Source organism: Sphingomonas sp. Leaf28, assembly GCF_001421685.1.
GTDB lineage: Bacteria > Pseudomonadota > Alphaproteobacteria > Sphingomonadales > Sphingomonadaceae > Sphingomonas > Sphingomonas aurantiaca.
Window position 1 is genome coordinate 458199 of the sequence record NZ_LMKX01000009.1, and the last position, 14203, is coordinate 472401.

Here is a 14203-nt window from a genome sequence, read left to right on the forward strand (position 1 = left end):
GAGGGGGAGAGGGCTCGTTCGCATGATCCTTTTACCCGATCCCCAAGCCACCGAGGCATTCGGCGCTCTGCTCGCCGCGCGCGCGCGGCCCGGCGACGTCATCACGCTCCAGGGTACGCTCGGTGCGGGGAAGACCAGCGTTGCGCGCGGGCTGCTTTCTGCACTTGGGCTCGTCGGTGAGGCGCCGTCGCCCAGTTTTGCGATCGTCCAGCCTTACGAGCCGCCTGAGGTGCGCTTTCCCGTCATGCACGTCGACTTGTACCGGATCGACGACCCGGCAGAGATAGAGGAACTCGCGCTCGACGACGCACGCTATGATTCGCTGCTGCTGGTCGAATGGCCCGAGCGCGCGGGGCCGGACTATTGGCCCGATGCGCTTCGGCTGAGCCTGACGATCGAGCCGGACGGCACGCGCGGCTTGACTATCGGCGTGCCGGAAGCTTGGAGGTCGCGATGGCCGACATGACCCCGCCGCCCGGCGCCGCCGCTTTTCTCGACGCTCATGGCTGGGGAGGGGCGAAGATCCTTCCGGTCGCGGGCGATGCGTCGTTCCGACGCTATTTTCGCGCGGTGCTTGGTGAGCGTCGCGCGATCCTGATGGATGCGCCGCCGCCGCATGAGGACCCCCGGCCGTTCATTGCGGTGGCCGAATGGCTCGTCGAGCGCGACTTCTCGGCACCGGCGATCCTGGCGTGCGATCTCGACCAGGGGCTCGTGCTGATCGAGGATTTTGGTGACGATCGGTTGCGTGAGGCGGTCGATGCGGCGCCGGAGGAGGAGCTGTCGCTGTACGCGCCGGCGATCGACCTGCTCGTTCGGTTGCGCGCTGAGCCGGCTGGACCGGTGCCCCTCTATGATCGCGCGGTGCTGAAGCGCGAGGCGGGGCTGTTCGTCGAATGGTATTGCCCGGCGGTCGGGATCGCGCCCGATCTCGCCGGCTGGGACGCGGCGTGGGAGGCGGTGTTCGATCACGCCATCGCCGACAAGCCCGTCACCGTGCTGCGCGATTATCATGCCGAGAATTTGATGCTGGTCGGGCCGGAACGGTCGCTGGGGCTGCTCGATTTCCAGGACGCGCTCGCCGGGCATCCAGCCTACGACCTGGTGTCGCTGTTGCAGGATGCGCGGCGGACGGTCGATCCGACGGTCGAGGCGGCGATGCTCGAGCGGTATCGCGCCGCGACCGGTGCCGATGCGGCGTTCATGGACGCGTATCACGTGCTCGGCGCGCAGCGGAACGCCAAGATCCTCGGCATCTTCACGCGGCTATGGCAGCGCGATGGCAAGCCGCATTACCCGACGATGTGCCCGCGTGTCTGGGCGTATCTGGAGCGCGACCTCGCACAGCCGGTGATGGCGCCGGTCGCGGCGTGGTTCGCAGCCAACGTACCGCCCGCGTTGCGCGGCGATCCGCTGGTCCTGTCGGCATGAGCCGCCAGCAGACGATCCGCCCCGTCCCGCGTGGCACCGTCCCCGAGACGGCGATGGTCATGGCGGCGGGCCTAGGCAAGCGGATGCGGCCGCTGACCGCGACGCGGCCCAAGCCCCTGGTCAAGGTGGCAGGCAAGCCGCTGATCGACCACGTCTTCGCGCGGTTGCAGGCGGCGGGCATCAAGCGCGCCGTCGTCAACGTGCATTACCTCGCGGATACGCTGGAGGCGCACGTCACCGACCGGTTCGACGGGATCGACGTCGTGATCTCCGACGAGCGCAAGATGCTGATGGAGACGGGCGGCGGGCTGGTGCAGGCGCGCGACCTGCTCGGTCAGGCGCCGGTGCTGGTGGTCAACAGCGACAATCTGTGGATCGACGGACCGGTCGACGCGATCAAGCTGCTCGCGTCGCGCTGGGACGATGCCAAGATGGATGCGCTGCTGCTGATGGTGCCGCTCGCACGCGCGCATAATCACCGCGGGCCGGGCGATTTCTATCTCGCTGCCGATGGGCGGATCAGCGGGCGGCGTAAGTCGGGCCGGCTCGCGCCGTTCGCCTATACCGGCATCCAGATCCTCCACCCGCGGCTGATCGCCGACTGGCCGGAGGGGCCGTTCTCGACCAACCTGTTCTGGGATCGCGCGATCGCGGCGGGCCGCGCTTATGGGCAGGTCCATCAGGGCCTGTGGTTCGATGTCGGGACGCCCGCCGCGATTCCGCGGACCGAGGCGATCCTCGCGGATGGCTGATAGCGCCACGGCGGGTCGTCCGACGCTGTACACGATCCCCGCGCACCGGGCGTTTGCCGATGCGCTGGTCGCCGGGCTGATGCGGCAGGCGAGGCGCGATCCGCTGGCACTGGCGCGCGCGCTGGTCGTGCTGCCGAACAACCGCGCGGTGAAGGCGGTGACCGAGGCGTTCGTGCGTGCGAGCGGCGGCGGGCTCGTTCTGCCGCGGCTGGTGGCGCTGGGCGATCCGGAGATGGGCGAGGCGGTCGGCGCCGCGCTCGATCCGGCGGACGATATCGATCCGCCGCTGCCCGCGGTGCCGCCCTATCAGCGCCGCATGATCCTCGCGCGGCTGGTGTCCGAAGAGCGCGCGCGAGAGGGGCATCCTGTCGATGCGGCCGAAGCGGTGCGGCTCGCGGGCGAACTCGCGCGGACGCTCGATCAGTTGCTGGTCGAGGAAGTCCCGCCGACCAAGTTGCGCGATATCGAGCTGGGCCCCGAACTCACCGAGCATTGGCGTCGCGCGCTGGCGACGTTCGAGATCGTGCTGCAACGCTGGCCGGGCGAACTCGCGCGGCTCGAGCGGATCGATGCGGCGACGCGGCGCTCGGCGTTGCTCGACCGCCTCGCGCAGCGCTGGCGGAACGCGCCGCCTGCCGGGATCGTGTGTGCGGCGGGCGTGACCGATTCCGCACCCGCGGTCGCGCGGCTGCTCCGCTGCATCGCCGACATGCCGCACGGGATGGTGGTGTTCGCCGGGCTCGACCTCGCGCTGCCCGACGAGGAATGGGACGCGCTCGGCCCGCATGATCCGCACCCCGTGACCGGGCTCACGCGGCGCTCGATCGAGACGCATCCGCAGTTCGATGCCAAGCTGATGCTCCTGCGCATGGGCGTCGCGCGCGGCGAGGTGCAGACGTGGCGCGAGGGCGGCGGGCACGACGCCGATGCCGCGCGCGGCCGGGCGATCGCCAACGCGCTGGCGCCTGCGGATTTCACCGGCAAGTGGACGCAGATCGCGGCGGAGGATCGCCGCTTGAAGGGCGTGACGGCCGCCGAACTCGCGACGCCCGCGGAAGAGGCGCAGGCGATTGCGCTCGTGTTGCGCGAGGCGCTGGAGGTGCCCGAGCGGACCGCGGCGCTGGTCACGCCCGACCGCGCGCTGGCGCGGCGGGTGGCGGCGCATCTCGGGCGCTGGGGCATCGGCATCGACGACAGCGCAGGGCGACCTCTGTCGATCCTGCCGCCGGGGACGTTGTTGCTTGCGCTCGCCGAGGCGGCGGCGCAGCGCTTCTCGCCGCTCGCGTTGCTGGCGTTGCTCAAGCATCCGCTGGTGCGCAGCGGCGAGGATCGCTTGCTGTGGCTCGACGGGGCGCGCGCGCTCGACCGACGGTTGCGCGGGCCGCGACCGGCTGCCGGGCTCGACGGGATCGCCGGCCATCTGGAGGAGCGCAAGGGCACGGCTGCGACATGGTGGGCGGACGTCCAGCCGCTGCTGACTCCCTTGGCCGGCGCGTTCGATCAGGGACCGCAGCCCTTGGCCTCGGTGCTCGCCTGCCTGCGCGAGACGGCGCAGGCGCTGTGCGGCGACAATCTCTGGTCGGGACTTGCGGGCCGTGCCGCGGCGGAGTTCCTTGCCGATCTGGAAGCCGAAGCACCCGCCGGACCGCCTCGGGTCGATCCGCGCGAGGTGCCGCAATTGCTGCGCACGCTGCTCGACGAGGTCGCGGTGCGGCCCGCGCCGGGCGGGCATCCGCGGCTGGCGATCTATGGCCTGATCGAGGCGCGGTTGCAGACCGCCGACGTTATGGTGCTGGGCGGGCTGAACGAAGGCGTGTGGCCGGGACGTCCCGCGCCCGATCCGTGGTTGGCACCACGCATCCGCATGGAGCTTGGCCTGCCGGGTCTCGAACGGCGTGTCGGCACCGCGGCGCATGATTTCGCGCAGGCGCTGGGTGCCCCGCGCGCAGTCGTGACGCGCGCGCGGCGCGATGCGAAGTCGCCGGCGCTGGCGTCACGGCTCTGGCTTCGGTTGCAGGCGCTGGCGGGCGACCGGTTCGAGCGCGCGTCGGCGCTGGAGGGCTGGACGCGTGCGCTCGACGATCCGGGCGAGCATCTGCCCGCGGATCGTCCCGCACCTTCGCCGCCCGCGCTGCTGCGGCCCAGGGCGATTTCCGTCACCGAAGTCGATCGCCTGAAGGCCGACCCTTACGCCTTCTACGCGCGGCGCGTGCTCGGGCTGATGCCGCTCGATCCGGTCGATGCCGATCCGAGCGCGGCGTGGCGCGGTACCGCGGTGCACGATATTCTCGAACAATGGTGGAAGCAGGACGGCTGCACCGTCGACACGCTGCGGCTGCGCGCGAAGGCGATGCTCGACGACGAGCGGACGCATCCGATGATGCGCGCGCTGTGGCAGCCGCGGCTGCTCGAGGCGATCGACTGGATCGCGGGCGCGATCGTCGCGCAGGGTGAAGACGGCCGCAGCGTGGCCAGCGCCGAGGGCAAGGGCAAGATCGAGATCGCCGGGGTGACCTTGTCGGGGCGCTACGACCGGATCGACCGGCTCGCCGATGGTCGCCTCGCGGTGATCGACTACAAGACCGGCAAGCCGCCATCGCCGACCGCGGTGCGCGCCGGCTACAGCCTGCAGCTCGGCCTGCTCGGGCTGATCGCCGAGCGCGGCGGGTTCGCCGACGTCTCGGGCACCGCGGGCGCGTTCGAATATTGGTCGCTCGGCAAGAAGCGCGATGCGTTCGGCTATATCGAGAGCCCGGTCGATCCCGAGGGCAAGCGCGACAAGATCCCGACCGCCGAATTCACCTCTATCGCCGCACACAACTTCACCGAAGTCGTCGGCGAATGGCTCACGGGCAGCGCCGCGTTCACCGCCAAGCTCGTCCCCGAATATGCCCCCTATGCCGAGTATGACCAACTGATGCGACGCGACGAATGGTATGGCCGTGAGCGGTGATGCGCTCGCCACGCTGCCCCGGCTGAGGGGGGCGCAGGCCAATGCGAGCGACCCGTCGTCGCACGTCTGGCTGTCGGCGTCGGCGGGCACCGGCAAGACGCAGGTGCTCGCGGCACGCGTGTTCCGGCTGCTGCTGCGCGGCGTCGATCCCGGCGCGATCCTGTGCCTGACCTTCACCAAGGCGGGCGCGGCGGAGATGGCGCAGCGGATCAACGGGCGTCTCGCCGCGTGGGTGCGGATGCCCGCGCCGGCGCTGGGGGCGGATCTGATCGCGCTTGGCGAGAGCCCGGTTCAGGTGTTGCAGGATCGCGCACGCACCCTCTTCGCGAAGGTGCTCGACGCGCCGGGCGGAGGCTTGCGCATCCAGACGATCCACGGCTTCTGCCAGGGGTTGCTCGCCGCGTTCCCGGTCGAGGCCGGGCTGACGCCGGGGTTCCGCCCGCTCGAGGCGCGCGAAGAGGCGGGGCTCGCGCGCGAGGCGCTGGCGAGCCTGTTGTCGGATGCCGAGCGCGAGGGGCGCGAGCGTCCGGTCGAGATCGTCGGGCGGCTGAGCCTGCGGATGGGCGAGGGCGGGGCGGAGGCGTTCCTGCTGGCGTGCGCGCGCGCGTTGCCCGCTCTGGAGGCGCTGCCGGTCGGGATCCAGCCGTGGCTGCGCCGCGAACTCGGCCTGCCGTCGGGCGATATCGACGAGGCGATCGCGGAGTGGTGCGATGCGCTGGATCTGAACGCGATCGAGCGGATCGCGGCGGCCAATCGTGCCTGGGGGACGGCCACGGGCCTCGCGGCGGCGGCAACGGTGCAGCGTTGGCTCGACTCCGAGGATCGTGCGGCGACCCTGTCCGAGCTCGCTGGCGTCGTGCTGACGGGCAAGGGCGAGCCGCGGAAAGCGTCGAAGAAGCTGATCGATGCCGATCCCGATTACGAAGTGCTCGCGCGCGATCTGGGCGAGGCGTGCACCGACGTGCTGTCGATGGTGCAGCGCGCGATCTATTGCGACCTGCTCGGCGACGGGCTTGAGGTCGGGCGCGACTATGCGCGCGGCTATGCGCAGGCCAAGCGGCGCGCAGGCGCGGTCGATTTCGACGATTTGATCGCGACGACGGTGGCGTTGCTCGACCAGCCGGGGATCGGCGAATGGGTGCGCTACAAGCTCGACCAGGCGACCGAGCATCTGCTGATCGACGAGGCGCAGGACACCAACGGCCATCAGTGGCGGATCGTGCGCGCGCTGGCGGACGAGTTCTTCGTCGGCCGCGGCATCTATGCACCGTCGACGCGGACGCTGTTCACGGTCGGCGATTACAAGCAGGCGATCTTCGGGTTCCAGGGGACCGACCCGCTCAATTTCCAGGCGGCCGAGCAGTATTTCGGCGGGCGTGCGACCGAGGCGTTGGGCGACGACGACTGGCCCGAGGAGGAGCGCGGGCTGCCCCTCGCGCGGTTGTCGCTGCGGCATTCGTTCCGCTCGACGCGGACCGTGCTGGAGTTCGTCGATGCCGCGATCGACGCGATCGGCGAGCCGGGTCTCGGCATCGCGGGCGCGGTCGAGCGGCACGCCAGCGAAGTGGCCGGGCCGGGCACCGTGACGTTGTGGCCGCCGGTCTCGGCGGGCGGCAGCGAGGATGACGAGGAAGGCTGGGTCGACGACGCGGTGCGGAAACTCGCCAGCGACATCGCGCGCGCGGTGAAACGCTGGCTCGCGCCCGACACGGGGCTGATGCTCGAGAGCAAGGGGCGCAGGCTTCGCCCCGAGGATGTAATGATCCTGGTCAAGCGGCGCGGCGACCTCGCCTCGCTGATCGTCGCGCGGCTTTATGCCGAGGGCGTGCCGGTGGCGGGGGTCGATCGGCTGCGGCTGAACGCGCCGCTGGCGGTGCAGGATCTGCTCGCGACGATCCGCTTCGTGCTGCAGCCCGAGGACGATTTAAGCGTCGCGGCGTTGCTCGTGTCGCCGTTGATCGGGTGGACGCAGGACGAGCTGATGGCGGCGGCACCGCGCGAGGCCGGGCCGCTCTGGCGGCATCTGCAACGCACGCAGTCGCCTGCGCGGCTCGCGCCGTTGCTCGCGATGCTCGCGCGCGCCGATATCGCCACGCCGTATCAGTTCCTGGAGGAGCTCCTGTCGGGGCCGCTCGACGGACGCCGGAAGCTGATCCGGCGGCTGGGGACCGAGGCGCGCGATCCGATCGAGGAGCTGCTCAACGCCGCGCTGACGTTCGAAAGCACGACGACGCCGTCGTTGCAGCGCTTCCTCGACTGGTTCGATCGCGGCGATGTCGAGATCGTCCGCGATCCGTCCGCGCCGCTCGATGCGGTGCGCGTGATGACCGCGCATGGCGCGAAGGGCCTGCAGGCGCCGTTGGTGATCCTCGCGGATGCGACCGCGGATCCGTCGGCGGCACCGCGATCGATCCTGAAATGGGCGCCCGAGCCCGGCGCTGCGCCGATCCCGGTGTTCCGCCCGCGATCGAACGAGCGCGGCGGGCCGCTCGATGCGGTCGTGTCCGCGGCCGAGCAGCGCGAACTCGAGGAGCATTGGCGGCTGTTCTACGTCGCGGCGACGCGCGCTGAAGAGCGGCTGGTGATCGCGGGAGCGCTCGGAACTCGCGCGAAGGGCGTGCCGCCGGAGAATAGCTGGTACGCGGCGGCCGATCGTGCGCTGACCGCGCTTGCCGTGCCGCCCTCCGAGGAGGGCAGCGGCGAGGAACGGCGTTTCGTCGGGGTCGATCCGCAGCCCGCGGTGAGCGCCAAGGCATCGGCATTGGCCGAACGTCCGGCCGATGCGCACCTCCCGGCCTGGGCGCACGAACCCGCGCCGCTCGAGGCGCGTCCGCCGCGCCCCTTGTCGCCGTCCGCGCTGGGCGATGATGCCGTCTCCGATCCGCCGCCTACGCCTGCGATGCGAGTCGCGGCGGAGCGGGGCCGGCTGATCCATGCGCTGTTCGAGCGGCTGCCGGCGGTTGCTGCCTCCGATCGCGTCGCCGCGGCCGATCGCTGGCTGGCGAAGGCGGGCGGGGTCGATGATGCCGCGGCGCGCGGGGACATCGTGCGCAGCGTCGTCACGGTGCTCGACGATCCGCGCTTTGCCGAGCTGTTCGGTGCGGATACGCTCGCCGAGGCGCCGATCGCCGCGACCTTGCCGAACGGCATCGTCGTGTCGGGGACGGTCGATCGCCTGCTGATCGAGGCCGACCGCATCCGCGTCGTCGACTTCAAGACCGGGCGGCGCGCGCCGGGCGGGCTAGACGACGTGCCCGACTATCATCTGAAACAGATGGCGGCCTATGCCGAGGCGCTGGGCGTGATCTTTCCGGGGCGGATCGTCGAGGCGGCGTTGCTGTACACGGCCGGGCCGCGACTGATCGTGCTCAGCGATGCGACGCTGGCCGCGAACAAGCCGCACTATCGGCCCGCGGAGCAAAGCTAGCGCCTCGGTGGTTGAGCGAACACGCGCGCGACCCTAGATTGCGTTCAACGAAGGAGAATTCACGATGGCGACCAAGCAGATTACCGATGCCAGCTTCGATGCAGACGTCCTGAACGCGGACGGGCCCGTGCTCGTCGATTTCTGGGCGGAATGGTGCGGCCCGTGCAAGATGATCGGACCCTCGCTCGAGGAAATCTCGGAAGAACTGGGCGAGAAGGTGACGATCGCCAAGCTCAACATCGACGAGAACCCCGACGCGCCGGGCAAGTACGGCGTCCGTGGTATCCCGACGATGATCCTGTTCAAGGGCGGCGCACCGGCAGCGACCAAGGTCGGCGCCGAGCCCAAGGGCCGGTTGAAGGCCTGGCTCGAGGGTGAGCTCGCCTGAACTGAAGCCTTCCGTCATCCCAGCGACAGCTGGGATCTCCCGGTTCGGGCCGCACCCTAGCCAACCGGGATACCCCAGCTTTCGCTGGGGTGACGGACGGGGGTTTCAGCTGCGATAGTCCGCGTTGATCGAGATATAGCCGTGCGTCAGGTCGCAGGTCCACACGGTGGCCCGGCCGTCGCCGAGCGCAAGATCGACGCCGATTTCGACCTCCTGGCCCTTCAGATGCGCCGCAACCGGCGCTTCGTCATAGCCGCTCAGCGCCAGGCCACCTTCCGCGACCTGCGTATTCCCGAACCGGATCGATAGCGTATCCCGATCGGCGGGCTCGCCGGCCTTGCCGACCGCCATGACGACGCGCCCCCAGTTCGCGTCCTCGCCCGCGATCGCGGTCTTCACCAGCGGCGAGTTGGCGATGCTCATCGCGATGCGGTGCGCGCTGCGGTCGCTCTCGGCGCCCGTAACCTGGATTTCGATCAGCTTCTGCGCGCCCTCGCCGTCGCGGACGACGAGCATCGCGAGCTGATGGCAGAGGTCCGCCAGCGCCGCCCGGAACGCATCCGCGCCGACGCTGTCATCGTCCGCTAGCACCGCATTACCCGCCTTACCGGTCGCGAACGCCAGCACCGTGTCGCTGGTCGAGGTATCGCTGTCGACGGTAATGCACGAGAAGCTCGGCGCGTTCGCCTTCGACAGCGCGGCTTGGAGGAACTCCGGCTCGACCGCGGCGTCGGTGAAGATGAAGCCGAGCATCGTCGCCATATCCGGCGCGATCATCCCCGAGCCCTTGATGATGCCGACCAGCGTGACCGTGCGGTCGCCGATCACCGCAGTCGTCACCGCGCCCTTGGTGAAGGTGTCGGTCGTCATGATCGTCGCGGCGGCATCCTCCCAGCCGCAGGGTTCGGCGGCGAATGCGGCATCCAGCCCGGCTTCGGCCTTGTCGATCGGCAGCGGCACACCGATCACCCCGGTCGAGGACACGAACACGTCCGAAGGCTGGCACCCGAGATGCGCCGCGGTCCGCGCCGCGATCGCCTCGACCGCCGCCCGGCCACGCGACCCGGTAAACGCGTTCGAATTGCCCGCATTCACCACCAGCGCGCGCGCCTGCCCGAGCGTCAGCGCCGCGCGGCACCATTCCACCTCGGGCGACGGGCATTTGCTCGTCGTCAGCACCCCCGCGACGACGGTGCCCGGATCGAGCGTCACGAAGGTCAGGTCGCACCGGTCCCACGCCTTGTATCTTGCGCGGGCCACATATGCGGTCACCCCGGCAATGGCGGGTGCTGACGGGAAGGGGAGCGCGAGCGGTGATGACATGCAGGATCGCCTAGGTTACTTCTGGGTCGGGCAGCGGGGTAGCAACATGACATTGACAGGCAAGCGATTGGTTGGGGCAGCTTTCGCAATTTGCTCGGTAACCACTGCAACCGCGGCGCAGCGGCCGATGATGCCGGTTCCGATCGGCAACCCGGGTACGTGGATAACGGCTGATGATTATCCGCCTGAGGCTGTTCGAGCCAATCGATCTGGACGGGTCGTCGCAGACGTCGACGTCGGCTCCGACGGAAAAGTCATATCGTGCAAAGTCAGCGAGTCGAGTGGCACCACCAGCCTCGATCTGAAGACGTGCGAGATCGTCATGGAACGCGGACGGTTCAACCCCGCGACGGACATGAAAGGCCGACCGACCGCTGGCACCTATCATATGCCTGTCAGCTGGCTGGTTCCTGACTCCGCGCCGCCGATCGACCTGACGTCGGGCAAGTTCGAACAGGTGACGGAATTCGAGAGCGTTATCGGGACGGATGGCAATATCGTGAGCTGCCGCGTCATCACGAAATCCGATGCGGCGCAGCCGGACCCCTGCATGAAGCTTGTTCCAGGATCGCCGACGTACAGCAATTATGTCCGTAATGGCCAGCCATCTCGGACCATTGTACATTACCGCTACTCGGCCGTTGCCAAGCCCGCCGACTGAGCGGCTTTAAGTCGATCTACAGGATGGACGTCTCAACAGCATTGCCATAATGGATCGGGACGCATGAACCTGCTGCTTCTCCTTTCCGCCCTTCTGTCTGCGCTGACCGGCGCGGTGCCGGGCGTGCGTGGACAGTCGGCGCAGGCGGTGGCGCAGGGCAGCATCTGCGCGCAGGCGGCCGTAGTCGCCGTGGCGAAGGTCGCGGTGCGGCCGGTTGCGGCGCTCGCCTCGCTGGCGGAAATTGCCGTGTCGGCGACCTTGCGCACCATCGACCTCGGCAACACCCCGATCTGGGCGGACCGTCGGCGCGAATAGCGTCGGGCGTGTGATCCCTTGGCCTGCGGGCCGCTCCCTATTCTTCCGCGTGCGGGCGCAAAGCGTGCCGCCGCGTCTCATATCCAGGAATTCTGCCCATGTTCGGTGGCCTCGCCAAATCGCTGTTCGGTTCGTCCAACGACCGGTACGTCAAGTCGCTCAACCCGATCCTCGCCAAGATCGCCTCGTTCGAGCCGTCACTTCAGGCGATGTCGGATGACGAACTCTCGGGCCAGACGGTCAAGTTCCGCGCGCGTCTCGCCGAGGGCGAGAAGCTCGACGACCTGCTCCCCGAGGCGTTCGCGACCGTCCGTGAAGCCGCCAAGCGCGTGCTCGGCCAGCGCCATTACGACGTGCAGATGGTCGGCGGCATCGTCCTCCACCGCGGCGAGATCGCCGAGATGCGCACCGGCGAGGGCAAGACGCTCGTCGCCACGCTCGCGACCTATCTCAATGCGCTGCCCGGCGACGGCGTCCACGTCGTCACCGTCAACGACTACCTCGCCGCGCGCGATGCCGAGTGGATGGGGCAGGTCTATACCTTCCTCGGCATGACGATCGGCGTCATCATCCCGAACCTGTCCGACGAGGAGCGCCGTGCCGCCTACGCCGCGGACATCACCTACGGGACGAACAACGAGTTCGGGTTCGACTATCTCCGCGATAACATGAAGTATGAGCGCAGCGCGATGACGCAGCGCCCCTTCAACTTCGCGGTGGTCGACGAGGTCGATTCGGTGCTGATCGACGAGGCGCGTACGCCGCTCATCATCTCCGGCCCGACCGACGACAAGTCCGAGCTGTACATGCAGGTCGACGCGGTCGTGAAGCAGCTCGATCCCGCCGACTACGACAAGGACGAGAAGCAGAAGACGATCATCCTCACCGAGGACGGCACCGAGAAGGTCGAGCGGATGCTCGAGGCGGCGGGGCTGCTCGAGGGGCAGAACCTGTACGACTTCGAGAACACGCAGGTCGTGCACCACCTCAACCAGGCGCTGCGCGCGATCGTGATGTTCAAGTCGGACATCGACTACATCGTCAAGGACGGCAAGGTCATCATCATCGACGAGTTCACCGGCCGCATGATGGACGGCCGGCGCTGGTCGGACGGCCTGCACCAGGCGGTCGAGGCGAAGGAGGGCGTCCAGATCGAGCCCGAGAACCAGACGATGGCCTCGATCACGTTCCAGAACTATTTCCGCATGTATCCCAAGATCGGCGGCATGACCGGCACGGCCGCGACCGAGGCGGCCGAATTCTACGACATTTACAAGATCAACGTCGTCAGCATCCCGACCAACGTCACGGTCAAGCGCGTCGACGAGGAAGACGAGTTCTACAAGGACACCAAGGACAAGTTCGCGGCGATCGCCAAGAAGATCAAGCATCACGCCGATCTCGGCCAGCCGGTGCTGGTCGGCACGGTGTCGATCGAGAAGTCCGAGCTGCTGAGCGAGTTCCTGGTCGGCGAGCAGGTCGAGCACAAGGTGCTGAACGCGCGCTTCCACGAGATGGAGGCGCACATCGTCGCGCAGGCCGGGCGCAAGTCCGCGGTGACGATCGCGACCAACATGGCGGGCCGCGGCACCGACATTAAACTCGGCGGCAACCTCGAATTCCGCATGCTCGACGAGCATCCGGAGCTCGTCGAGGGGACGCCGGAATATGCCGCCGAGGCGGCGCGGATCGAGATCGAGATCGAGGCCGAGAAGCAGGCGGTGCTCGCCGCGGGCGGCCTGTTCGTGCTCGGCACCGAGCGGCACGAGAGCCGGCGTATCGACAACCAGCTGCGCGGGCGCTCTGGGCGTCAGGGCGATCCGGGCCTGTCGCGCTTCTATCTCAGCCTCGACGACGATCTGCTGCGTATCTTCGGGCCGGACACGCTGTTCGCCAAGATGATGCGCAACAATATCGAGGACGGCGAGGCGATCGGCAGCAAGTGGCTGAGCAAGGCGATCGAGACCGCGCAGAAGAAGGTCGAGGCGCGCAACTACGACATCCGCAAGCAGGTCGTCGAATATGATGACGTGATGAACGAGCAGCGCAAGGTCATCTACGAGCAGCGCGCGGACATCATGGATGCCGAGACGGTCGGCGACGTGGTGACCGACATGCGCGCGGAGACGGTCAACGTGATCATCGGCGATGCATGCCCGCCCAACTCGTATCCCGAGCAGTGGGACGTGGCGGGGATGAAGGCGCGGCTTGCCGAGGTGATGAACCTCGAGCCGCCGATCGACGCGTGGCTGCTCGAGGAATCGGTCGACCCCGAGGTGATCGAGGAGCGAGTCCGCGCGATGGCGGACGAGGCGATCGCGACGAAGGCCGCGGATCTGGATGCGGAGACGTGGACGTCGGTCGAGAAGTCGATCCTGCTGCAGAATCTCGACCATCACTGGAAGGAGCATCTGGCGACGCTCGACGCGCTGCGCCAGGTGGTTCATCTGCGTGCGTACGCGCAGAAGACGCCGATCAACGAGTATAAGCAGGAGGCGTTCTCGCTGTTCCAGCGGATGCTCGAGACGATCCGCGAGGACGTGACCAAGACGATCGCGCATGCGCAGTTCCAGATGCAGGCGCCGGTCGGCCTGCCCGAACTGCCCGATTTCATCACGACGCATTTCGACCCGTTCACGGGCGAGGACAATTCGAACGACTTCGATGCGGGCACGCGCGGCCACATCACGTCGACGATGCCGCCGCTCCAGATCCCGCAGCCGCAGGAGGCCGATATCGGCGAGGATCCGGCGAATTGGGAAGGCGTGGTCAGCCGCAACGCGCCATGCCCGTGCGGGTCGGGCCGCAAGTACAAGCAGTGCCACGGCGCGGTGTGATCGGTTGAACCCGGCCTGCTCGGACGCATGGGCGTTCCGGGCGGGCCGAGGCTTTGCCTCCCGGATCGGCTGGATGCGATGCCGGAGAACATGAACGAAATCTCACGGAACGTGAG

Annotated in this window: 10 protein-coding genes; 9 read left to right on the plus strand and 1 reads right to left on the minus strand. The window is 68.6% G+C overall.

Annotation, left to right across the window (positions count from 1 at the left end):
- The first annotated feature begins 22 nt into the window (after nucleotides 1–22).
- The 6 genes from tsaE to trxA all read left to right on the plus strand — a co-directional run bounded on the left by tsaE (nucleotide 23) and on the right by trxA (nucleotide 8951).
- Entirely contained in the window at nucleotides 23–466 is a 444-nt protein-coding gene (gene tsaE / locus ASE79_RS15305) for a tRNA (adenosine(37)-N6)-threonylcarbamoyltransferase complex ATPase subunit type 1 TsaE (protein WP_056418365.1), read from the plus strand.
- On the plus strand, nucleotides 463–1431 hold the full coding sequence (locus ASE79_RS15310) for an aminoglycoside phosphotransferase family protein (RefSeq protein ID WP_200910396.1): 969 nt from the start codon (nucleotides 463–465) through the stop codon (nucleotides 1429–1431). The genes tsaE and ASE79_RS15310 overlap by 4 nt, the downstream gene beginning before the upstream one ends.
- On the plus strand, nucleotides 1428–2183 hold the full coding sequence (locus ASE79_RS15315; RefSeq protein WP_056418370.1) for a nucleotidyltransferase family protein: 756 nt from the start codon (nucleotides 1428–1430) through the stop codon (nucleotides 2181–2183). Before ASE79_RS15310 ends, ASE79_RS15315 begins: the two co-directional genes overlap by 4 nt.
- The gene (gene addB, locus ASE79_RS15320; protein WP_056418373.1) at nucleotides 2176–5136 is read left to right on the plus strand and encodes a double-strand break repair protein AddB; all 2961 of its coding nucleotides are present in this window, start codon (nucleotides 2176–2178) and stop codon (nucleotides 5134–5136) included. The genes ASE79_RS15315 and addB overlap by 8 nt, the downstream gene beginning before the upstream one ends.
- Nucleotides 5120–8563 (plus strand): double-strand break repair helicase AddA, encoded by a 3444-nt coding sequence (gene addA, locus ASE79_RS15325; RefSeq protein ID WP_056418376.1) that lies wholly within the window; start codon nucleotides 5120–5122, stop codon nucleotides 8561–8563. The genes addB and addA overlap by 17 nt, the downstream gene beginning before the upstream one ends.
- 64 nt (nucleotides 8564–8627) lie before the next feature.
- Nucleotides 8628–8951 carry a thioredoxin TrxA gene (gene trxA, locus ASE79_RS15330; protein ID WP_055877560.1) on the plus strand — a complete coding sequence of 108 codons (324 nt, stop codon included), beginning with the start codon at nucleotides 8628–8630 and terminating at the stop codon, nucleotides 8949–8951.
- 105 nt (nucleotides 8952–9056) lie between these two features.
- On the opposite strand, the gene argJ is transcribed toward trxA, so the two are convergent.
- Entirely contained in the window at nucleotides 9057–10274 is a 1218-nt protein-coding gene (gene argJ, locus ASE79_RS15335) for a bifunctional glutamate N-acetyltransferase/amino-acid acetyltransferase ArgJ (protein ID WP_056418379.1), read from the minus strand.
- Between the two features lie 46 nt (nucleotides 10275–10320).
- Between argJ and ASE79_RS20445 the strand changes: the two genes are divergently transcribed.
- From ASE79_RS20445 to secA, 3 genes are all read left to right on the plus strand, one after another.
- Nucleotides 10321–10935, plus strand: a complete 615-nt coding sequence (locus ASE79_RS20445; RefSeq protein WP_162237047.1) for an energy transducer TonB — start codon at nucleotides 10321–10323, stop codon at nucleotides 10933–10935.
- 63 nt (nucleotides 10936–10998) lie between these two features.
- Nucleotides 10999–11250, plus strand: coding sequence for a hypothetical protein (locus ASE79_RS15345; protein ID WP_056418384.1), 252 nt, complete (start codon nucleotides 10999–11001; stop codon nucleotides 11248–11250).
- Between the two features lie 98 nt (nucleotides 11251–11348).
- On the plus strand, nucleotides 11349–14087 hold the full coding sequence (gene secA / locus ASE79_RS15350; protein WP_056418387.1) for a preprotein translocase subunit SecA: 2739 nt from the start codon (nucleotides 11349–11351) through the stop codon (nucleotides 14085–14087).
- Nucleotides 14088–14203 lie beyond the last annotated feature (116 nt).